We start from the raw sequence: 21,726 nt of genomic DNA on the forward strand, positions 1-21,726 counted from the left end.
CATTTTCATTCGAAAATCGCGTCAGAGATAACAGTTCGGGAACATTCCCCGGAAATCCTGTTAAGGCTACCACTACACTATCACTATCAGGAAACGAGATATGGTTATGCGCAGGTTTTCACCGTGGTTACTGGCTATCGTGCTCAGCGGGTGTAGTGCCCTGCAGGGGACGCCGGAAGCCCCGCCGCCCGCCACCGACCATCCGCAGGAGATCCAGCGTAATCAGACGGCTGGCCTGCAGAAAATGGCCACGGTGAGTGTGCTGATGTACGGTTCGCCGATGGATGTCGAAGCGGCGTTGAAGGCCAAAGCAGAAGCGGCCAAAGCCGATTACTACGTCATCATCATGATCGATGACACCATGGTACCCGGCCAGTGGTATTCGCAGGCGATCCTCTATCGTCGATGACGAGGCGGCGTCTTTAAATCTGCTTTACACAGCTTTGCGTCCATTCACGTTCTCCTGTGCATAATAACGTTCGGCCAGCCACCTGGCAGGACGTTAGCAACGGACTGCCCTTGGGACTACGTGAAATGGAGCTGATGATGAAACGATCTTTTACCCTACCCAGCCTGCTGTTTACCGCTGCGACGGCCAATACGTCCGCGCAGTCAGCCGAATTCGCCAGCGCGGATTGCGTCACTGGCCTGAATGAAATCGGTCTGATCTCCGTCACTAATCTTTCCGGCAGCCAACAGGATGTGGAGCACGCCATTGCCCGCAAAGCGGACGAGCAAGGCGCCTCCTGGTATCGCATTATTCAGATGTACGAAGAACAACAGCCGGACAGCTGGCGCGTGCAGGCCATTCTCTACGCCTGAGGCGCCTGCCGCCCGCGCCCCATGGCGCGCAGCAGCAGGTCGTCGAGGGTCGGCGCATCAAGACGCATGCCGCCGCGGGTGTCGAGCATCATCCGACACCAGGCTTCAGCCAGCGGCGGCGAAGCGTGGCGCAGCATCTGCGCCCCCGCGCCAAGACGATAGACCAGCCGGGCAATCTCTCTCCCCTGCTCTTCGGCGGGCCGTCTCAGCAGCTGCTGCAGTTGACGCCACGCGCGGTCGAGATGGCGATTCTGTCCTTTCACCTCCGCGCACTCTGCCGCCAGCAGCTCCATCGCCGCCGGCTGCTTGCTGAGCACCCGCATGACATCGAGACACATAATGTTGCCGGAACCTTCCCAGATGCTGTTGACCGGCATCTCACGGTAGAGGCGCGGGAGTTCACTCTCCTCGCAATAGCCGATGCCGCCGAGCACTTCCATCGCCTCGGCGACAAACGGGATACCGGCCTTGCAGATGGCAAACTTGGCCGCAGGCGTAAACAGGCGCGCCCATGCGCTTTCCCGGGCATCATCCCGACGGTCCCAGGCGCGAGCCAGACGAAACAGAAACGCGGTTTGCCCCTCCAGACGCAGCGCCATTTGCCCCAGCAGCTGGCGCATCATCGGCTGATCGACCAGGTTTTTGCCAAACGCCTGACGCTGTAGCGCGTGATACAGCGCCACCGAGAAGGCGCGACGCATCAGGGCATGGCTGCCCAGCGCGCAGTCAAAGCGGGTCAGGCCGCCCATCCTGAGGATCTGCCGCACGCCGTCGCCCTCTTCGCCCACCAGCCAGCCGCAGGCATCATAAAACTCCACTTCACTGCTGGCGTTGGAGCGGTTGCCGAGCTTCTCTTTTAAGCGTTCAAGACGCACGCCGTTGCGCTGCCCGTCGGGCAGCAGACGCGGCACAAAGAAGCACGACAGTCCCGCGGGGGCCTGGGCCAGCACCAGGTGGGCATCGCTCTGCGGCACTGAGAAGAACCACTTGTGTCCCACCAGCCGGTAAAACCCTTCAGCCGTTTTCTCCGCGCGGGTGGTATTGCTCAGCACATCGGAGCCCCCTTGCTTCTCGGTCATCCCCATGCCGATCAGCAGTCCGCGCTTCTGGCCGCCAGGCACGAGGTGGGGATCGTAACGGTCGCTAAGCAGTGGCGACAGCCAGTCATGAAAGGGCGCGGGCAGGGCGTGCTGCAGCAGCGGCGTCGCGGCGAAGGTCATGGTAATTGGGCACAATGTCCCAGCCTCCACCTGGGCATGGAGCAGAAAGCGAGCGGCGCGCGCCACAAAAGCGCCTTCACGGGCATCCTCCTGCCAGGCGAGGTTATGTACCCGGTTTGCACACAGCCCCTGCATCAGCAGGTGCCAGGCGGGATGAAAGCGCACGTCGTCCAGCCGGGCGCCGGTGGCGTCATAACGCAGCAGCTCCGGTGGGTTACTGTTGGCCAGGCGTCCTAGCTCCAGTGATTCGGCGGTCCCCAGCTGCTGGCCAATGCTGGCGAGCAGATCGCCATCCCAGCCGGCGCCTTCGCGGACCACCGCTTCACGCAGGGCGGTATCGGACAAGAAAAGATTACTGTTATTCAGCGGAGTCGGTTGATTAAAAACGGTGTGCGTTTGCCAGTGCATCGTGTCTCCCTCCATCAATGGCGATAGCCATAAGTATGGTTTTCCTGGGGGATTCTCGCCCGCGAATGCGGTCACAAAAAAGCCATCCCGAAGGATGGCTTTTTTTGATTCGTCGACGGTTCAGCTTAGCTGCGCTGGCGGACCGCTTCAAACAGGCAGATGCCGGTGGCCACCGAGACGTTCAGCGAGGAGACGCTGCCCGCCATCGGGATGCTGATCAGCTCATCGCAGTGCTCGCGGGTCAGACGACGCATACCTTCGCCTTCAGCGCCCATCACCAGCGCCATCGGGCCGGTCATTTTGCTCTGGAACAGCGTATGGTCGGCTTCGCCAGCGGTCCCGACGATCCAGACGTTTTCTTCCTGCAGCAGACGCATGGTACGCGCCAGGTTGGTCACGCGGATCAGCGGGACGTTCTCCGCCGCGCCGCAGGCTACTTTCTTCGCCGTCGCATTCAGCTGAGCGGAACGATCTCGCGGCACGATCACCGCATGCACGCCGGCGGCGTCGGCGCTACGCAGGCAGGCGCCGAGGTTGTGCGGATCGGTTACGCCGTCGAGGATCAGCAGGAACGGCTGATCGTGCTGCGCCAGCAGATCCGGCAGATCGTTCTCCTGATACTGACGTCCTGGCTTCACGCGGGCAATGATCCCCTGATGCACCGCGCCTTCGCTCTTCTCATCGAGGAACTGGCGGTTGGCCACCTGAATCACCACGCCTTGCGCTTCAAGGGCATGGATCAGCGGCAGCAGGCGCTTATCCTCACGGCCTTTCAGAATATAAACTTCCTGAAAACGCTCAGGTGCGCGTTCCAGCAGTGCCTGCACCGCATGGATGCCGTAAATCATTTCACTCATTGATGTACTCGTTTTAGGTTCTGTTATCCGTCCCCTTCACCCCGTTCTGCGCCAGCAGACTTCTGGAGTGAAGGGACGTCAATCACTCGGCGATTTTCTTCTTTGCCGCGCGCTTGGCTTTGGTCGCGGCGGCGATTTTCTGTGTTTTCGCCGACGGTTTTTTCGCTTTCTTCTCGCCTTTGGGCTTCGCTTTAGCCTGCTCTTTTTCTTTGCGGAACGCGCTATCCGGCTCGAAGTTCACCTGTTTACCCACCTGGCGGCGACGGCCACCCGGTTTGCCAGAGGTGCTCTTTTTCGCTTTCTCACGGGCGGTTTTGCCAACATTACGCGGCGCACGCTCGCTGGAAATCAGGCTGAAATCAATCTTACGCTCGTCCATGTTGACGGCTTCCACGCGGACTTCCACACGGTCGCCCAGACGATAAGTCTGGCCGCCGGACTCGCCGATCAACCGCTGGCCAACCTGGTCAAAACGGTAATAGTCGTTATCCAGGGAGGAGACATGCACCAGACCATCGATAAACAGATCGTTCAGGCGGACAAAGAAGCCAAAGCCGGTCACGCTGGCGATGACACCGGAGAAGGTGTTGCCCACCTGATCCTGCATGAAGTCGCACTTCAGCCAGTCGGACACTTCGCGCGTCGCTTCGTCGGCGCGGCGCTCGGTCATCGAACAGTGCTGGCCCAGCTGCAGCATCTCTTCCATGCTGTAGTGCCAGCCGCCGGTCTCGGTGCTATTCCCTTTATGTCCCTGCTCTTTTGCCAGCAGATACTTGATGGCGCGGTGCAGCGACAGATCCGGGTAGCGGCGGATCGGCGAGGTGAAGTGGGCGTATGACTGCAGCGCCAGGCCAAAGTGACCACGGTTTTCCGGATCGTAAACGGCCTGCTTCATGGAGCGCAGGAGCATCGTTTGCAGCATTTCTGCATCCGGACGATCGGCAATGGAGGTCAACAGTTCGGCGTAATCGCGCGGCTCCGGCTTGTTGCCGCCCGGCAGCTCCAGTCCCAGCTCAGCCAGCACGGTACGGAACGAGGTAATCGCTTCGGTGCTTGGCTTATCGTGGATACGAAACAGTGCCGGCTCCTGCGCTTTCTCAACGAAACGCGCGGCGGAGATGTTCGCCAGGATCATACACTCTTCAATCAGCTTATGCGCATCGTTACGCTGAGTCTGTTCGATACGCTCAATACGGCGTTCGGCATTGAAGATGAATTTAGCTTCTTCACTTTCAAATGAGATACCGCCGCGCTCTTCGCGGGCGCTATCCAGCACTTTGTAGAGGTTATGCAGCTCTTCAATATGCTTCACCAGCGGCGCGTAGTGTTCGCGCAGCTCCTGATCGCCCTGCAGCATATGCCACACTTTGGTGTAGGTCAGGCGAGCATGTGAACTCATCACCGCTTCATAGAACTTAAAGCCGGTCAGGCGGCCTTTTGACGAAATCGTCATCTCGCACACCATACACAGGCGATCGACCTGCGGGTTCAGCGAGCACAGGCCGTTCGACAGCACTTCCGGCAGCATCGGTACTACCTGCGACGGGAAGTAGACCGACGTCCCGCGGCTACGCGCTTCACCGTCCAGCGGCGTACCAGGGCGCACATAGTAGCTCACGTCGGCGATAGCCACCCACAGACGCCAGCCGCCGCCGCGTTTCTTCTCGCAGTACACCGCGTCATCGAAGTCGCGGGCATCTTCGCCATCAATAGTGACCAGTGGCAGAGAGCGCAGATCGACGCGTCCGGCTTTCGCCTCTTCCGGCACCTGCTCTTTGAGGCCGGAAACCTGTTTTTCCACCGCTGGCGGCCAGACGTAAGGAATTTCATGGGTACGCAGCGCCATATCGACGGCCATGCCGGTGCCCATGTTGTCGCCCAGCACTTCGACGATTTTCCCGACCGCTTTGGTGCGGCGGGTTGGGCGCTGGGTCAGTTCGACCACCACCACGTAGCCCATCCGCGCGCCCATTATTTCTTCAGGCGGGATCAGGATATCGAAACTCAGGCGGCTGTCGTCCGGGACGACGAAGCCGACGCCAGCGTCGGTGAAGTAGCGGCCAACAATCTGGCTGGTTTTCGGTACCAGCACGCGAACGATGCGCGCCTCGCGGCGACCCTTACGGTCCGCACCCAGCGGCTGGGCCAGCACCTGGTCACCGTGAATACAGGTTTTCATCTGCTCTGACGACAGATACAGATCGTCCTTGCGCCCTTCAACGCGCAGGAACCCAAAGCCATCACGGTGGCCAATAACGGTACCTTTGAGGAGATCAAGGCGCTCCGGCAGCGCATAGCACTGGCGGCGTGTGAAGACCAGTTGACCGTCGCGCTCCATCGCGCGCAGGCGGCGGCGCAGCGCTTCTATTTGTTCTTCGCCCTCAATATTTAACTCGATGGCCAGCTCATCGCGGCTGGCAGGCTTTTCCCGTTTGGTTAAATGTTCGAGGATAAATTCCCGGCTCGGGATGGGATTCGCGTACTTCTCAGCTTCGCGTTCCTGGAATGGATCTTGTGACATATCGGTTCCTCCGTTGTCATCTCCGGCAGAGTGGTTCACTCCACCAGTAATAATTTATAAAGCGGTTGATTCTTCTCAACCAAATCAGCCAGCGTATAGTTATCCAGCTCCTTGAGAAAACTCTGCGCGGCTTCAGCTAGCGCCTGTTTCAGACGACAGGCTGGTGTGATGTGGCAAAATTCGCTGCTGCAGTTGACCAGCGATAAGGGTTCAAGATCGCGCACCACGTCACCCACGCGGATCTGCCCTGCTGGTTTACCGAGGCGAATACCCCCATTCTTCCCCCGCACGGCAGTCACGTAGCCCATACGGCTTAACTGATTGATTATTTTAACCATATGATTACGGGAGACGCCATAGACCTCGGTCACTTCCGAGATGCTGGTCATGCGTCCTTCCGGCAGCGACGCCATATAAATCAGCGCGCGTAATCCGTAATCGGTGAAACTCGTTAACTGCACATAAACCTCAGGGAAAAGAAAACAGGGTATGTCGAGCGACATCATTATTATTGATGATAAACCAGCCAGCGCTCAGGCCGCTAATTTATTTGAAATGGGGCGGGCGAACAGCAAAAACAAGGGCGCCCGAACGGCGCCCCTTGAGAGTGATTACGCGTCGAACGGGTCGCGCAGAATCATGGTCTCGGTACGGTCTGGACCAGTAGAGATGATATCCACCGGCACGCCGGTCAGCTCTTCAATACGCTGGATGTAGTTCAGCGCTGCCTGCGGCAGACCGCTGCGCTCTTTCACGCCAAAGGTGGTTTCGGACCAGCCCGGCATGGTTTCGTAGATAGGCTCGATACCTTCCCAGTTGTCGGCAGCCAGCGGAGTGGTGGTCACTTCGCGGCCATCCGGCATACGGTAGCCGACGCAGATTTTCACTTCTTTCAGGCCGTCGAGGACGTCCAGTTTAGTCAGGCAGAAGCCGGACAGCGAGTTAATCTGCACCGCGCGGCGTACTGCAACCGCGTCCAGCCAGCCGGTACGACGACGACGGCCGGTGGTGGCGCCGAATTCGTTACCCTGCTTGCACAGGAACTCGCCAGTTTCATCAAACAGCTCGGTCGGGAACGGACCCGCGCCTACGCGAGTTGAGTAAGCTTTGATGATGCCCAGTACGTAATCCACATAACGCGGACCCAGGCCGGAGCCGGTTGCCACGCCACCCGCAGTGGTGTTGGAGGAAGTCACATACGGATAGGTACCGTGGTCGATATCCAGCAGGGTACCCTGCGCGCCTTCGAACATCACGAAGTCGCCGCGCTTACGCGCCTGATCCAGCAGATCGGATACGTCCACCACCATGGCGGTCAGGATGTCGGCAATCGCCATGACATCGTCCAGCACTTTCTGGTAGTCAACCGCTTCTGCTTTGTAGAAGTTCACCAGCTGGAAGTTGTGATATTCCATCACTTCTTTCAGTTTGTCAGCGAAGGTGGCTTTATCAAACAGGTCGCCAACGCGCAGGCCGCGACGAGCAACTTTATCTTCGTAAGCCGGGCCGATACCGCGACCGGTCGTACCGATAGCTTTCGCACCGCGTGCTTTCTCACGTGCGACGTCCAGCGCCACGTGATAGTCGAGGATAAGCGGGCAGGCTTCGGACAGCAGCAGACGCTCACGAACAGGGATACCACGGTCTTCCAGACCTTTCATCTCTTTCATCAGCGCAGCCGGAGACAGCACAACACCGTTACCGATGATGCTGGTTACATTCTCACGGAGAATACCTGATGGAATAAGATGGAGGACGGTTTTTTCACCGTTGATTACGAGAGTATGGCCTGCGTTATGGCCACCCTGGTAGCGCACAACATATTTAGCCCGTTCTGTCAGGAGATCGACGATCTTCCCTTTACCTTCGTCACCCCATTGGGTGCCCAGTACGACGACGTTGTTACCCATTTTTCAAAATCACCGTTTGCTTAAAAATGGATTCTACCATCGCTTTTTCAGAGTTACAGCACTTTTTGCATCCAAAATAAGGCAAATCCGACCACTTTTTGATCAGCCAATCGATTTCCTCAACATGTAGTAGATCACAATCCCTGCAACCACAAGTCCGCCGCCAAAGCGACGCAATAAATTATCCGGTAACTGGCTCAGACTGGCGACCATTTTACGCCAGGCGCGTGGATAGAGCAGCGGGCCGAGCCCTTCGAGTACTAAAACCAGCGCCAGCGCCAGCCAAATGGTGGAGTTCATTATCAACCCTAATTGAAAAGTATTATTGCCGCCCGCGCGGGCGTCATCGGCCAGCATGGTGAATTCATTCACTCATTTCACATTGTCCCGTATTTCATCTTCATTATGAACCGGCAAGGTGAAACAAAATTCACAACTAATTGTATTGCTGGATATTTTTTAAATTGTAACTATGCCATCGCGTACTACAACCCGGTACGTCTACATAATCAGGAAGATTATCATGAGAGAATTAACCGCATTTGAAATTGAAAATGTGAGCGGCGCAGGCTGGTTACAGGATGGCCTGGCTTCCTTAGGCAGCAAGGTCGGTGCCGCCGTATGGACGATGGGTACCGATGCCCTGAGCATCAATCTGCCGCTGATTGGCACCATCAATCTGGCCGACCTTTCGCCTGACCTGGGCAAAACTCTGGGCGAAAGCGTTGGGTCGACCATTGGTGGCACCATCGAAAGTACGCTGGCAAGTCTGCCGGTGATCGGTGGCCTGCTGAACAAACTGCTCGGCAACTAATTAGCCTTTGCAGGATGAAAAAAGGCGCCTGTTTCAGGCGCCTTTTCGCGTTAGCACTTCAGGTTTACATCCTCTACGGCTTATTTACGCGCCGAATCCGGTGAACGCATATAGCGGAAGAAATCGCTGTCCGGGCTCAGGACCATCACATCCTGGTTGCTCTGGAAGCTCTTCTCATAAGCGCGCAGGCTACGGATAAAGGAGTAGAAGCCTGGATCCTGGCTGAACGCATCGGCAAACAGTTTTGCCGATTCCGCATCACCTTCACCACGCAGGATACGACCCTGGCGCTCGGCTTCCGCCAGCGTCTTGGTGACTTCGTAGTCTGCAGTCGCGCGCAGTTTCTCAGCTTCTTCCTGACCCTGTGAACGGTGGCGACGAGCAACCGCTTCACGCTCCGCGCGCATACGATTATAAATCGCTTCCGACACTTCTGCCGGCAGGTTGATCTGTTTGATACGCACGTCGACAACTTCGATACCCAGTGCCGCCATACTGTTCGGGTTGATCACCTGCACTTTGCCGTTGGTTTCTGCTTCAACACGCTCAGCGGCTTTGGCGATAGCGTCATCAGCCGCCGGGGTGCTGACCTCATCTTCAGTGCCAGCAGAACCCGAGTTCAGCGCATCGCGCACTTCCAGCGTCAGGCGACCACGGGAGTCAGTAACGATGTCTCTCACATCCAGACGACCAATTTCAGAACGCAGACGGTCAGAGAATTTACGCTTCAGCAGAACCTCGGCCTGGGAGACGTCGCCGCCGCCGGTTGCCAGGTAGTAACGGCTGAAGTCGCTGATGCGCCATTTGATATAGGAGTCGACGATCAGGTCTTTCTTCTCTTTGGTCACAAAACGGTCAGCCTGGTTATCCATAGTCTGGATACGCGCATCCAGCATCTTCACTGATTCGATAAACGGGATCTTGAAGTGCAGGCCCGGCGCATACACCAGCGGCTTGTTCTCATCGTCGCGCAGGACTTTGCCGAAGCGCAGCGTAATCCCGCGCTCGCCTTCCTTCACCACAAAGACTGACATGTAGAGCACTACCAGCACGACGACAATGATCGCGATAACAGATTTACGCATCGTTATTCCCCCTGACGCTGGTAGTCGTTACGCTGCGCGTTAGCGCGGCGTTGGTCCATAATGCTACCCCCGGTTGAGCTCGAGGTTGATGAGGTGCTGGCGCTGCCGGTGCTGGATGCAGGTGGCAGACGCAGCAGATCGCTGGCGTCACTGCTATCGCTCTTTGCTGCCGGCGCGGCGGCGCCTTTCAGCATCTGGTCAAGCGGCAGAACCATCAGATTGCCGTTTTTGCTGTCGTTCACCAGCACTTTACGGGTGTGGCTCAGCACTTTTTCCATGGTTTCGATATACAGACGCTCACGGGTAATTTCCGGCGCGGCTTTGTATTCCGGCAGGAGCTTAGCAAAGCGAGCCACTTCACCCTGGGCTTCCAGGACGGTCTGGGTCTTGTAGGCACGCGCCTCTTCAAGGATACGCTGCGCCTGGCCATTCGCCCGCGGCTGTACTTCGTTGGTATAAGCTTCCGCTTCACGGATGTACTGCTGCTCGTTCTCACGCGCGGCAATGGCATCGTCAAACGCCGCCTTCACCTCTTCCGGCGGACGTGCCGTCTGGAAGTTGACGTCCAGCAGGGTGATCCCCATGTTGTACGGGCGGATAGTCTCTTCCAGCTCGCGCTGGGTATCGCTACGGATCACGGTACGACCTTCGGTCAGAATGCGATCCATGGTGTATTTGCCGATCACGCCGCGCAGCGCGCTGTCAGTCGCCTGACGCAGACTGTCATCCGCGCTGGTGACGCTAAACAGATAGCGTTCCGGATCGGTGACGCGGTACTGCACGTTCATCTCAACGCGCACGACGTTTTCGTCAGAGGTCAGCATGACGCCGGAAGCGGCCAGTTCACGTACCGACTCCACGTTCACCGCCTGAACGTTATCGATAAAGGTCGGTTTCCAGTTCAGGCCTGGCTCAACCAGATGGCTGAACTTACCAAAACGGGTCACGACGCCGCGTTCGGCTTCTTTAATGGTATAAAAACCGCTGGCCGCCCAGATAATCACTGCCGCCGCGGCAACGATGCCGACAATACGCCCGCCCATCGGTCCACGAGGCGTCTGCGCGCTATTACCACCGCCCAGTCCGCCCTTGCCGCCGCCGAGCCCGCCAAGTTTCTTACTTAACTTGCGGAAGATATCATCCAGATCCGGCGGCCCCTGCTCGCGACCACCTTTGTTGCCATTTCCCTCAGAGTTGCCGCCAGGTTTGCTGCTCCCCCACGGGTCGCGGTCCTGTCCGTTATTACCGGGCTGATTCCACGCCATGTATATGCTCCATATTTGTTTTTGATATCCCCACAGGGGTCAATATCTTCAGGCAAGCTGCAAGGTTAAACCACATAGTCAACAAGCGTTGGCTCTTGCTTACAGAGGCGCCGCCAGTCAACGATCGGCATGCGCACCTGCAGACTCACGCTGCCGTCATCCTCCATCCACTCTTTTTCTATCGCCTGAAGCTGATAGAAACGGCTTCTCAGTCGCCCTTCTTTCGGCGGTAAGCGCAGCGTATGCTGGGCCACTTCACCGGAAAGACGTTCCGTTAATGCCTGAAAAAGCAGTGGTACGCCAACCCCGGTCTGCGCTGAAAGCCAGACCCGAATCGGTTTATTTTCATCGTCGCGATCGATGCGCGGTTCAAAATCGTCAAGCATGTCGATTTTGTTCATCACCAGCAGCGCTGGGATCTCATCGGCCTCAATCTCAGCGAGAACCGTATTTACCGCATCAATGTTTTCCTGCACGCGGACATCCGCCGCGTCAATCACATGCAGCAGCAGCGTCGCCTGACGCGTCTCCTGCAACGTCGCTTTAAACGCGGCTACCAGATCGTGCGGCAGATGGCGAATAAAGCCGACGGTATCGGCCAGCACCGTTTCGCCGACGTCAGGGACGTCAATGCGGCGCAGCGTCGGGTCCAGGGTGGCGAACAGCTGGTTCGCGGCATAGACCTCGGCAGCGGTGATCTGGTTAAAGAGCGTTGATTTTCCGGCGTTGGTGTAGCCCACCAGCGACACGGTTGGAATATCGGCTTTCGCGCGCGACCGCCGCCCCTGCTCACGCTGTTTCTCAACTTTTTCCAGTCGCGACAGGATCTGCATGATACGGTTACGCAATAAACGACGGTCGGTTTCGAGCTGGGTTTCACCCGGGCCACGCAAACCAATCCCGCCCTTTTGTCTTTCAAGGTGGGTCCAGCCGCGGACGAGGCGGGTCGCCATATGGCGCAACTGCGCCAGCTCAACCTGCAGTTTCCCTTCATGGGTGCGCGCGCGCTGGGCGAAAATATCTAAAATAAGACCGGTACGATCGATAACCCGGCATTCGCACAGGCGTTCCAGGTTGCGTTCTTGTGCCGGACTCAGGGCATGATCGAAGAGCACGACCGACGCGCCGGTCGCTTTAACGGCTTCCGCAATTTCGACTGCCTTACCTTCACCAACAAAATACTTCGGGTGCGGTGCTTTACGGCTACCGGTAATCACCTGCATTGCTTCGACACCGGCGGAAGAGGCCAGAGTTTCAAACTCCTGGAGATCTTCCATATCTTTGTCTTGCGAAAAATAGATGTGTACCAGTACCGCCTGCTCACCGGCGTCATAACGGTCAAACAAGCGTAAACCCCTTATAAAATACCAGCGGGGAACGCAGAAAACCTGGCTCCCCGGCGTGGAAAAACAGCACTGGCCTTATTCGGCGTCGTCGCTGTCTTGTTGCGGCGCAGAAGAGCCCTGCGCGCTACCACCGTGGTGATAGTTACTGGAACCGCCGCCAGCATTATTGCTGTGGTGAGACACCGGGCGAGACGGGACAACAGTAGAAATTGCGTGCTTATAGACCATCTGGCTGACCGTGTTCTTCAACAGGATCACGAACTGATCGAAAGACTCAATTTGCCCTTGCAGCTTGATACCATTCACCAAATAAATAGAAACCGGAACACGTTCCCGACGCAAAGCGTTCAGGAACGGATCTTGTAAAGATTGCCCCTTAGCCATTCTCTCTTTTCCTTATATGTATGCTTGTTTTGTACTCAGAACCTTACGATTCTTAAAAAAAATTACGCACGATACCGTTTAATTGTACACGTTCAGTTCTGGCTCGCACCAACAACCTGTAATACTTTGTTGAGCGCTTGTTCAGGTTGTTCACTGTCTAACCAGTGCACACCTTCCCAACCGCGCAGCCAGGTGACCTGACGTTTGGCTAACTGTCTCGTGGCGCAAACACCTCGATAAACCATCTCATCATACGGGATCTCGCCATTGAGGTATGACCACATCTGGCGGTATCCAACACAACGGATGGAAGGCATATCCGTATGCAAATCTCCGCGGGCAAAAAGCGCCCGTACTTCTGCTTCAAAACCTGAAGCTAACATCTGATGAAAACGCTGTTCTATGCGTTGATGGAGCAGTTCACGGCTCGCCGGGGCGATGGCGAACTGATGCACCTGATATGGCAGAGCGTCTCCTGACGTTTGCGTCAGTTCCGTTAAAGTTTTACCCGAAATGAAAAAAACTTCCAGTGCCCGGGAAAGCCTTTGCGGATCATTTGGATGAATACGCGCAGCAGCCACGGGATCGATCGCCTGTAATTGCTGATGTAACGCGTTCCACCCCTGCTCTGCGGCCTGCTGCTCAATCCGCGCTCTGACCTCTGGGTCAGCCGACGGTAAGGGCGACAATCCTTCCAGCAACGCTTTGAAATACAACATCGTTCCGCCGACTAACAGCGGAATTCGCCCGGCGGCGACAATATCGGCCATCGCCGCCAGCGCGTCGCGGCGAAAATCAGCCGCGGAATAGGCTTCTGCAGGATCCAAAATATCCAGCAGCCGGTGCGGCGCAGCGCTAAGCTCCGCGGCATCCGGTTTGGCAGTGCCAATATCCATTCCCCGATAAATGAGGGCGGAATCAACACTAATCAACTCTACTGGCAAAACTTTACGTAAGGCTATCGCCAGCGCGGTTTTGCCTGAGGCCGTCGGGCCCATTAAAAAAATTGCCTTGGGCAGGCTCGCCTCGGTTACATCATTCATCTTTCAGGGCATTCATCGCCGAATGGAGATCTACAGGTTGTAACAGGCCGCCCGGCGGCGTTTTCACCAGCTGCGGGCAAAGACGTTCGACGTCCGCCAGCAACGCAATCGCCTGCGCCATATTCCATGACGCCTGTTCGCTCGTCAGATTACGCGCCATCCATTGGGCGATGTTGCCGACGTCGAATGCGTTTTGCTGCGCCAGGTAGCCTATCAGTTCAGGAATCAAGATTTGTAAATTTTGTTGTCTTAAGGGTAAAGGGACCGCGCGCACCGTCACGTGCAGGGCATCGGTATGGAGCTCGATCCCCAGCTGCGTTAGCGCCGACTGCGCGGCGGCCAGCGCCCGCTTCTCCCCTTCCGTGACTTTTAACCGCAACGGGATCAGCAGCGGCTGGGCACATACCGCTTCCGCCCCCGGCGTCAACTGCGCCTGGCGCAGCCAGCGCTCGGCAACGGTCAACGACAGCAGCGCCAGACTGCCCTCGCGCTCCAGCAGCGCGCAGTCGCCGCCGACAATCGTCAGCACTCTGCCAAAACTCTGACTGTGACCAGCCAGTTCCGCCGGGGCGACGGACGGCTGCGCGGGTCGCGGCGCGGCGGGCGTGTCGAGCAACTGACGATAAAGCGCCCCCTGCTGCTTCTGGTAACCCGGCTGTGCATGCGGCCAGCTCGCGCCGCCCGAACTGCCGCCGGAGGCAGCCGGCTCACGCGACGATGTAATACTGAATCGGGTTGCCGGTTCACGCGCTTCCGACGGGCGAGCAAACTGATTGCCGCCTGCGGCGATGCGGTTCTCCGGCATCTGGCGCGGCGCCGGCGGGTCGTCTTTTTCCGCCAGCGGCGCGTCAAGCTGCTGCTGCAGCACGCTCAGTACGCCCTGGTAGATAAAGTCATGCACCAGGCGCGACTGATGGAAACGCACCTCATGCTTGGCCGGATGGACGTTCACATCCACCTGATGGGGATCGATCTCCAGATACAGCACAAACGCCGGCTGCTGATCGGCCCCCAGCTTGTCTTCACAGGCCTGGCGGATAGCATGGTTGATCAGCCGGTCGCGCATCATCCGCCCGTTGACGTAACAATACTGAATTTCCGCCAGCGCCGGGGTGGTATGGAGCGGATCGGCAACCCAGCCGCGCAGGGTCAGATCGCCATGCTGCCACTCGATCGCCAGCGCATGTTCGAGAAAAGCGGTGCCGCAAATGGTTCCCAGCCGCCGCTCCCGCTGGCCATCCTGCGCCACTGCCCGATACTGGCGCATCACCTTGCCGTTATGGCTGAGGTTAATGGTGACGTCGAAGCGCGCCAGCGCAATGCGGCGCACCACTTCGTCAATATGGCCGAACTCGGTTTTTTCGGTGCGCATAAATTTGCGCCGCGCCGGCGTGTTGTAGAACAGATCAAGGACTTCCAGGGTGGTGCCGACCGGGTGCGCCGCCGGCTTCACCGTTACCGCCTGATCGCGGCCTTCGGCATAAGCCTGCCAGGCTTCCTGCTGCTCCGCCGTCCGCGAAGTCAGCGTTAAGCGCGCCACCGAACTGATACTGGCCAGCGCTTCGCCGCGAAAGCCGAGGCTGATAATCGCCTCCAGATCGTCAAGCGAGGCGATCTTGCTGGTCGCATGACGAGCCAGGGCCAGCGCCAGCTCGTCTTTTTTGATGCCGCTGCCGTTATCGCGGATGCGAATGAGCTTCGCGCCGCCGCGTTCGATATCAATGTCAATCCGCGTAGCGCCAGCATCAAGGCTGTTCTCAACCAGCTCTTTCACCACCGACGCGGGCCGCTCCACCACTTCGCCGGCGGCAATCTGGTTGGCGAGCTGCGGCGGCAGAACCTGAATCGGCATCCCCTGCTCCTTAGTTAATCAACATCCCGCCTGGCGCTGCGGCGCTGGCGGTCTGCGCCGCCTCCCCTCGAGGCGCCGACTGCAGCGGATGCTGCATAAAGTAGTTACGCAGGCCGTTGTAAATCGCCTGTGCGATCTGCTCCTGGTAATCCTCACTCCCCAGCAGCCGCTCTTCACCGTTGTTACTGATAAAGCCTGTTTCCACGAGGATCGACGGGATATCCGGCGAGCGCAATACACCGAGGCTGGCATGCTCCGGGCGGCGTTTGTGCAGGTTGCCAATGCGCTGCAGCTGGCTCAGCACGTTGGTCGCCACATCGTAGCCGACGCGCTGGGAATGACCGAACTGCAGATCCAGCACCGCCTGGCTCAGGTAAGGGTCGGCCTGGCTGTTCGCCAGCACGTCGCCTGCCCCGCCGAGCAGTTCAGACTGCTTCTCATGCTGCTCGAGCCAACCGGCCATTTCGCTGTTGGCGCGACGGTTCGAGAGCACCCACACCGAGGCGCCGGTCGCATCGCGGTTTGGCGCGGCATCAGCATGGATAGAGACGAGGAAGTTGGCGTTTTGCTTACGCGCCACGTCCGAGCGCCCCATCACCGAAATAAAGTAATCGCCGTCGCGGGTCAGCACCGGCTTAAACTGCGGATCGGCGTTCAGTAACGCCCGCAGCTTGCGCGCGATAGCGATAGTGACGTTCTTCTCTTTGGTGCCGTTCGGACCAATCGCGCCAGGATCCTGACCGCCGTGTCCAGCATCGATGGCGATAATCACCTTATCATCCGCCGACACCGTGCGGGCCGCCGGGCGAGTCACGGTCTGATTGTTGGTCATCGCTGGCTGAGAGGACGTCATCGCTGTCTGCCGTTCATGACCCGACGAGCTGAACGGGTTACGCCCTGACGTCGCCGTCCGGGAAGGCATCACCGGCGGCGGGTCGGCCCGTTTCACCACCACGGGCGGCGGTGGCGGTGGCGGTGGCGCGTCGGCGTTGATGGTAAAGACCACCGTGTAATTTGCCCCGTTCTGCTGCTTCACCGCTCGCGTTTTACCATCTTCCGTCAGATCCACCAGCAAACGCAGCGTCTGCGTATCCTGCGGCGTACCGGCGCGAATACTTTTCACCAGGTTGCTGCCACTAAACTGCAGCGGTAGTCCCTGCAATACGCCGGTCTGCTTGATATCCAGTGCCACCAGACGTTTGCCCTGTGGGGTAAAGGAGTACTCCGGCTCACCGACAAAGCTCAGGGTAATACGGGCCTGCTGGTCTCCGTTGGAGACCTGGATATCGGATAAACTCGCCGCAGTGGCGTGAAGACTCGACAGCATTAGCGCAGCGGCAAGCCAGGTGGTTATGCGATACTTCATCCCGTCATCCTTCAGGCTAAATGGCTAAACGCGCCAGTAAAGACTCACCCCGTGAGGAGATCGCGGTAATACGCGCCTCACGCCCTTGTGCCTGGTAATCAAGGTGAATTTCAACGTCCGGGTCAGGCAGGACACCTGCGCCTTGCTGCGGCCATTCCACCAGGCAGATGGCATCGTCGGCAAAATAATCACGGATCCCCATAAATTCGAGCTCCTCAGGATCCGCCAGTCGGTAGAGATCGAAGTGATACACCATCAGATTATCGAGGGTATACGGCTCCACCAGGGTATAGGTTGGGCTTTTGACATTGCCGCGGTGACCGAGCGCCTGCAAAAAGCCGCGGCTGAAGGTCGTTTTCCCCGCGCCTAAATCACCATACAGATAAATCACGGTGGCGCCGATACAGACCTGCGCGATGCGGTCGCCAAGGGCCAGCGTGGCCTGCTCATCGGGTAAAGGAATCACTCGGTTAATCATGGTCTACGTCAATCACATCCGGGTTAACAACACGCCTGAGCGTGGAAAAGAGATCGGTCGCCAGCATGCCGCGGGTGCCCTCGCGGGCGGCCAGTCGGTCGGCGGCGTCGCCATGAGCGACGCACCCGGCACAGGCTGCATCATACGGCGTCAGGTGCTGTCCTAACAATGCGGCAATAATGCCGGTAAGCACATCGCCCATCCCGCCGCTGGCCATTCCGGCATTGCCGGCATCGATAATGCCCATCGCCCCGCTTTCACTGGCCACCACCGTGCCCGCGCCTTTCAGCACAACCACGCCACCATACCGTTTTACCAGACGCTGCGCAGAAAGTAAGCGATCGCTTTCAATTTCTGCCACGCTGACATTCAGCAGACGGGCCGCTTCGCCGGGGTGCGGCGTTAGCACGCGATTGTGACGTTTATCGGGATTGAATGCCAGCAGGTTCAGCGCGTCGGCGTCCCAGACCATCGGTTTGTTAAAACTTTCCACCGTGCGCAGGGCGCTGCGCCCCCATTCGCGCTGCCCCAGGCCCGGGCCAATCGCCACCACATCAGCCCACTCCAGCGCGGCTTTCAGAGTCTGCGGCGTCAGTTCATCCACCATTAATTCCGGCCGCACGGTGACAATGGGCGCGATGTTCTCAGGGTGAGTAAGCACTCGCACCAGCCCTGCACCGCCGCGTAGGGCCGCTTCACCGCACATACGGATAGCGCCTGCCGTGCCGTGATCGCCGCCGACAATCACCAGCTTGCCGTGATCGCCCTTATGGGAGGTGGCCCGCCGCGGCGGCAGCCAGTCGGCGAGGTGGGCGGCGCAAAACCGCGTCAGAGGAGTACTTTGCCCGGCGAGCCAGCGCTCGAGCCCGAGGGCATGATGATGGAGATGCCCGACGACATCCCGCGCCTTGCCGGTCAGCAGCCCGGGTTTGAGGGCGATAAAGGTCAGGGTGTGGTCGGCCTGAACCACTGCACCTGGCGTCGCGCCAGTCTGCGCGTTCAGGCCGGAAGGGATATCCAGCGCCACCACCGGCGCCGGATGGTGGTTCGCCTGGTGAATGAGCGCCGCAACGGGATCGCGCGGCGCGCTGCGCAGACCGGTGCCGAGCAGGCCATCAATAATCAGTGAGATATCGTCGGGCCAGGGGATGGTCGCCGCATGGATCACGCCGCCGGCGTTAAGCCACGCCTCCCGCGCCGCCTGCGCCTCTTCCGGTAGCGGGCTGTCACTCTCCACCGCCAGCAGCGTCACCCGCCGCCCCGCGGCCTGCGCCAGACGCGCGACGACATATCCGTCGCCGCCGTTGTTGCCATGACCGCAGAGGATCAGCCAGTGCGCACTGGCGGGATAAGCGCGGCTGGCCAGTTGAAAGCCCGCCTCGCCCGCGCGCTGCATCAGTTCGAACAGCGTCAGCCCCAGGCTGTCCGCCGCCTCTCGTTCGGCCAGGCGCAGCGCCTCCGCAGGCCAAATGTTGTATGGTATACTGTCAGGGTTTTTCGTCATTGTATGGTCCATCATGTCACAGCCCCTCGATCTCGTTCAGTTAGCGCAACAAATCAAACAATGGGGCACAGAGCTCGGGTTCCAGCAGGTGGGTATCGCCGATACCGACCTCAGCGCCAGTGAACCCAAACTGCAGGCATGGCTGGATAAACAATACCACGGCGAAATGGAGTGGATGGCCCGTCACGGAATGATGCGCGCCCGCCCCCATGAACTGCTGCCCGGTACGTTACGCGTTATCAGCGTGCGGATGAACTATCTGCCCGCCAACGCCGCCTTTGCCCGCACCCTGAAAGATCCCGCGCTGGGTTACGTCAGCCGTTATGCCCTCGGGCGTGATTATCATAAGCTGCTACGTAATCGCCTGAAAAAACTGGGGGAGAAGATTCAGGAACAGTGTGCTTCGCTCAATTTTAGACCTTTTGTCGATTCCGCGCCTATCCTGGAACGGCCAATCGCAGAAAAAGCGGGCCTTGGCTGGACAGGTAAGCACTCACTTATCTTAAGCCGCGACGCGGGGTCATTCTTTTTCCTCGGCGAACTGCTGATCGATCTGCCTCTACCGGTCGACAGCCCGGTTGCGGAGGAGTGCGGACGCTGCGTCGCCTGCATGACCATCTGCCCCACAGGCGCCATCGTTGAGCCCTACACCGTCGACGCCCGGCGCTGCATCTCCTATCTCACCATCGAGCTGGAAGGCGCTATCCCGGAGGCGTTCCGTCCGCTTATCGGCAACCGTATTTACGGTTGTGATGATTGCCAGCTCATCTGCCCGTGGAACCGTTTCTCACAGCTCACCGATGAAGAGGATTTCAGTCCACGCAAAGCGTTGCATGCGCCACCGCTGGTGGAGCTGTTCTCCTGGAGCGAAGCGTGGTTTCTGAAGGTAACCGAAGGGTCGGCGATTCGTCGCATTGGCCACCTGCGCTGGCTGCGCAATATCGCCGTCGCGCTGGGCAATGCGCCCTGGGATGAAGCCCATCTTCGCGCGCTGGAGAGTCGCCGGGGTGAGCACCCGCTTCTCGACGAGCACATCGAATGGGCTATCGCTGAGCAAATAAACAAGCGGAACGCTGACGCCGTCGAAGTACAGCTGCCGAAAAAATTACGTCTGGTCAGGGTGGTAGAGAAAGGCTTGCCGCGCGACGCCTGATTCATTCACAGGCTGTGAATAAAATCTAAAACACATTGCGTTTCAAGGCGCAGACCGAGGTCAAGTGATCGGATTAACATTTCGAAATGAAATTTAATTGTTAAATTTCAATGGTATATAAAGATACTATTTACAAAGCGAAGCATTTACGCCGTCAAAGACGGAACGACAACCTGTGGATAACTCTGTTCACAGTATTTCTGGATATCAAATGAAAATCATCCCCGGCGCTGGATTGCACTGTGGATAAATAAGAGATGGAAGAAAATTTGGAGCGGGAAACGAGACTCGAACTCGCGACCCCGACCTTGGCAAGGTCGTGCTCTACCAACTGAGCTATTCCCGCTTAATCATCGTCATTCAAGCTACCGTGTAGCAACCTGAATACTGCGACTGGTGTGGTATGTCTTTCAAATTTTGGAGCGGGAAACGAGACTCGAACTCGCGACCCCGACCTTGGCAAGGTCGTGCTCTACCAACTGAGCTATTCCCGCTTAATCTTCGGCTTTCGCCTCGCATCTGCGAGTTGAAATCCTGTGATCAGGATGGTGCTTTCAAATTTTGGAGCGGGAAACGAGACTCGAACTCGCGACCCCGACCTTGGCAAGGTCGTGCTCTACCAACTGAGCTATTCCCGCGTTACTGCTTTTTTTGCCATATTTTGATGGCGTCGTAATTTGCATTTCTGCGTCGTTACGGGAGGCGCATTATACGAGAATTCGATGCCCCTGCAACCCCCTGACGATCACTTTTTTGCGTTTTTTGTTTAAGTGGACATTTTCTCGCCACCTACGCCGCTGAATTGTATAAATAAGCGTCATAACGGGCAAAATTGCTTTTTCCGTCCGGCTGAATGACGCAAAATCGCTCGCATCATATTGCGGTGGCGCGACGTATAACGCGGCCACCACGACGCCAAACAGGGAATTAGCATGAGAAAAGTCCTCACCGTCCTGCTGCTGAGCACGCTGGCCATCGGAACCGCGTCAGCCGAGACGCTCCATTTTGGCACCACCACAGCCAATCCGCCATTTGTCACCACCAACGGCAAAAATCAGCCCGTCGGCTTTGATATCGATCTCGCTCACGCCCTGTGCCAGCAGATGCAGGCGCAGTGCCAGTTTACGGCGCAGCGTTTCGATACCCTGATCCCGGCATTGCGCTTTAAGAAGTTTGATGCGGTGATTGCCGGTATGGAAGTGATCCCAATGCGCGAGAAGCAGGTCGCCTTTAGCCGCCCTTATCGCCAGGCGCTCTCCGGGGTGGTGATCGTCAATAAAGATGTTGCCCATACCTTTGCCGATCTGAAAGCCAAAAAAATTGGCGTGGTGAAAGGCACGCTGCATCAGCACTATCTGCGCGATAAGCAGAAGGCCGTGCAGGCGATCCCTTACGACGACGTCGCTAGCGCTTTAGCCGCGCTGAAAGCCGGCGAAATAACCGGCGTCATGAGCGACTTCGCCACCCTTGACGCCTGGCAACAAGAGAACCCTGACTACGCCATCATGGATGAGCGGGCCACCGACCCGGCTTATTACGGTAAGCAGTATGCGATTGCGGTGCGCAAAGACGATCCGGAGTTGCTGAATGCCATCAACGATGCCCTGACCGCGGTCATGGCGACGCCTGACTTCCAGCAGATGCAGCAAAAGTGGTTTAAATAAACAGAAAGATGTACCGGGCCGCACCAGGCCCGGT

General features: G+C 58.0%; 20 protein-coding genes and 3 tRNA genes. 5 read left to right on the plus strand and 18 right to left on the minus strand.

All coding sequences use genetic code 11. The features are described from left to right. Positions 1–100: 100 nt before the first annotated feature. Together bsmA and yjfN are read left to right on the plus strand one after the other, a co-directional pair. Positions 101–409, plus strand: a complete 309-nt coding sequence (gene bsmA, locus CWM58_RS21220; protein ID WP_008807185.1) for a biofilm peroxide resistance protein BsmA — start codon at positions 101–103, stop codon at positions 407–409. Positions 410–546: 137 nt separating this feature from the next. Beyond that, complete coding sequence (gene yjfN / locus CWM58_RS21225) at positions 547–822, plus strand: DUF1471 family protease activator YjfN (RefSeq protein ID WP_008807186.1); 276 nt, start codon at positions 547–549, stop codon at positions 820–822. Here the strand turns inward: yjfN and CWM58_RS21230 are convergent. The 6 genes from CWM58_RS21230 to CWM58_RS21255 all read right to left on the minus strand — a co-directional run bounded on the left by CWM58_RS21230 (position 813) and on the right by CWM58_RS21255 (position 8,038). Continuing rightward, positions 813–2,450: an isovaleryl-CoA dehydrogenase gene (locus CWM58_RS21230; RefSeq protein WP_100681716.1), complete on the minus strand. Its 1,638-nt coding sequence runs from the start codon at positions 2,448–2,450 to the stop codon at positions 813–815. The genes yjfN and CWM58_RS21230 overlap by 10 nt on opposite strands. 125 nt (positions 2,451–2,575) lie before the next feature. Further along, positions 2,576–3,307 (minus strand): 23S rRNA (guanosine(2251)-2'-O)-methyltransferase RlmB, encoded by a 732-nt coding sequence (gene rlmB, locus CWM58_RS21235; protein WP_061156025.1) that lies wholly within the window; start codon positions 3,305–3,307, stop codon positions 2,576–2,578. Between the two features lie 82 nt (positions 3,308–3,389). Continuing rightward, a complete protein-coding gene (rnr, locus tag CWM58_RS21240; protein ID WP_061156026.1) occupies positions 3,390–5,828 on the minus strand; it encodes a ribonuclease R in 2,439 nt (812 codons plus the stop codon). 35 nt (positions 5,829–5,863) lie between these two features. Next, the gene (nsrR, locus tag CWM58_RS21245; RefSeq protein WP_002885667.1) at positions 5,864–6,289 is read right to left on the minus strand and encodes a nitric oxide-sensing transcriptional repressor NsrR; all 426 of its coding nucleotides are present in this window, start codon (positions 6,287–6,289) and stop codon (positions 5,864–5,866) included. A 150-nt stretch (positions 6,290–6,439) separates the two neighbouring features. After that, complete coding sequence (locus CWM58_RS21250; RefSeq protein WP_100681717.1) at positions 6,440–7,738, minus strand: adenylosuccinate synthase; 1,299 nt, start codon at positions 7,736–7,738, stop codon at positions 6,440–6,442. A 102-nt stretch (positions 7,739–7,840) separates the two neighbouring features. Then, on the minus strand, positions 7,841–8,038 hold the full coding sequence (locus CWM58_RS21255; RefSeq protein WP_002885664.1) for a DUF2065 domain-containing protein: 198 nt from the start codon (positions 8,036–8,038) through the stop codon (positions 7,841–7,843). A 223-nt stretch (positions 8,039–8,261) separates the two neighbouring features. On the opposite strand from CWM58_RS21255, the gene CWM58_RS21265 reads away from it, so the two are divergent. Further along, the gene (locus tag CWM58_RS21265; RefSeq protein ID WP_061156027.1) at positions 8,262–8,552 is read left to right on the plus strand and encodes a hypothetical protein; all 291 of its coding nucleotides are present in this window, start codon (positions 8,262–8,264) and stop codon (positions 8,550–8,552) included. Positions 8,553–8,632: 80 nt separating this feature from the next. Here the strand turns inward: CWM58_RS21265 and hflC are convergent, their stop codons facing one another. The 9 genes from hflC to nnr all read right to left on the minus strand — a co-directional run bounded on the left by hflC (position 8,633) and on the right by nnr (position 18,875). After that, complete coding sequence (gene hflC, locus CWM58_RS21270; RefSeq protein ID WP_061156028.1) at positions 8,633–9,637, minus strand: protease modulator HflC; 1,005 nt, start codon at positions 9,635–9,637, stop codon at positions 8,633–8,635. A 2-nt stretch (positions 9,638–9,639) separates the two neighbouring features. Continuing rightward, positions 9,640–10,902, minus strand: coding sequence for an FtsH protease activity modulator HflK (hflK, locus tag CWM58_RS21275; protein ID WP_061156029.1), 1,263 nt, complete (start codon positions 10,900–10,902; stop codon positions 9,640–9,642). 65 nt (positions 10,903–10,967) lie between these two features. After that, the gene (gene hflX / locus CWM58_RS21280) at positions 10,968–12,248 is read right to left on the minus strand and encodes a ribosome rescue GTPase HflX (RefSeq protein WP_004146725.1); all 1,281 of its coding nucleotides are present in this window, start codon (positions 12,246–12,248) and stop codon (positions 10,968–10,970) included. 75 nt (positions 12,249–12,323) lie between these two features. Then, complete coding sequence (gene hfq, locus CWM58_RS21285; protein WP_002885659.1) at positions 12,324–12,632, minus strand: RNA chaperone Hfq; 309 nt, start codon at positions 12,630–12,632, stop codon at positions 12,324–12,326. Between the two features lie 92 nt (positions 12,633–12,724). Continuing rightward, positions 12,725–13,675: a tRNA (adenosine(37)-N6)-dimethylallyltransferase MiaA gene (gene miaA, locus CWM58_RS21290; RefSeq protein ID WP_061156030.1), complete on the minus strand. Its 951-nt coding sequence runs from the start codon at positions 13,673–13,675 to the stop codon at positions 12,725–12,727. Beyond that, positions 13,668–15,527 (minus strand): DNA mismatch repair endonuclease MutL, encoded by a 1,860-nt coding sequence (gene mutL, locus CWM58_RS21295; RefSeq protein WP_100681719.1) that lies wholly within the window; start codon positions 15,525–15,527, stop codon positions 13,668–13,670. The genes miaA and mutL overlap by 8 nt, the downstream gene beginning before the upstream one ends. A 10-nt stretch (positions 15,528–15,537) precedes the next feature. After that, complete coding sequence (gene amiB / locus CWM58_RS21300) at positions 15,538–16,893, minus strand: N-acetylmuramoyl-L-alanine amidase AmiB (protein WP_100681720.1); 1,356 nt, start codon at positions 16,891–16,893, stop codon at positions 15,538–15,540. Between the two features lie 16 nt (positions 16,894–16,909). Continuing rightward, positions 16,910–17,371, minus strand: a complete 462-nt coding sequence (gene tsaE, locus CWM58_RS21305; protein ID WP_100681721.1) for a tRNA (adenosine(37)-N6)-threonylcarbamoyltransferase complex ATPase subunit type 1 TsaE — start codon at positions 17,369–17,371, stop codon at positions 16,910–16,912. Next, entirely contained in the window at positions 17,364–18,875 is a 1,512-nt protein-coding gene (gene nnr / locus CWM58_RS21310) for a bifunctional ADP-dependent NAD(P)H-hydrate dehydratase/NAD(P)H-hydrate epimerase (RefSeq protein ID WP_165785831.1), read from the minus strand. The genes tsaE and nnr overlap by 8 nt, the downstream gene beginning before the upstream one ends. 13 nt (positions 18,876–18,888) lie before the next feature. Here nnr and queG point away from each other — a divergent pair, with 13 nt between their 5' ends. Further along, positions 18,889–20,028 (plus strand): tRNA epoxyqueuosine(34) reductase QueG, encoded by a 1,140-nt coding sequence (gene queG, locus CWM58_RS21315; RefSeq protein WP_100681723.1) that lies wholly within the window; start codon positions 18,889–18,891, stop codon positions 20,026–20,028. A 270-nt stretch (positions 20,029–20,298) separates the two neighbouring features. Here queG and CWM58_RS21320 read toward each other — a convergent pair. The 3 genes from CWM58_RS21320 to CWM58_RS21330 form a co-directional block, all read right to left on the minus strand. Next, positions 20,299–20,374 (minus strand) — tRNA-Gly (locus CWM58_RS21320). Between the two features lie 72 nt (positions 20,375–20,446). After that, positions 20,447–20,522: transfer RNA gene (locus tag CWM58_RS21325), tRNA-Gly, on the minus strand. Between the two features lie 68 nt (positions 20,523–20,590). Next, positions 20,591–20,666, minus strand: a tRNA-Gly gene (locus CWM58_RS21330). A 294-nt stretch (positions 20,667–20,960) separates the two neighbouring features. Here CWM58_RS21330 and CWM58_RS21340 point away from each other — a divergent pair. Further along, entirely contained in the window at positions 20,961–21,692 is a 732-nt protein-coding gene (locus CWM58_RS21340; RefSeq protein WP_012543116.1) for a transporter substrate-binding domain-containing protein, read from the plus strand. The last annotated feature ends 34 nt before the right edge of the window (positions 21,693–21,726 follow it).

This window comes from Klebsiella sp. H-Nf2 (assembly GCF_002806645.1).
GTDB lineage: Bacteria > Pseudomonadota > Gammaproteobacteria > Enterobacterales > Enterobacteriaceae > Klebsiella > Klebsiella variicola.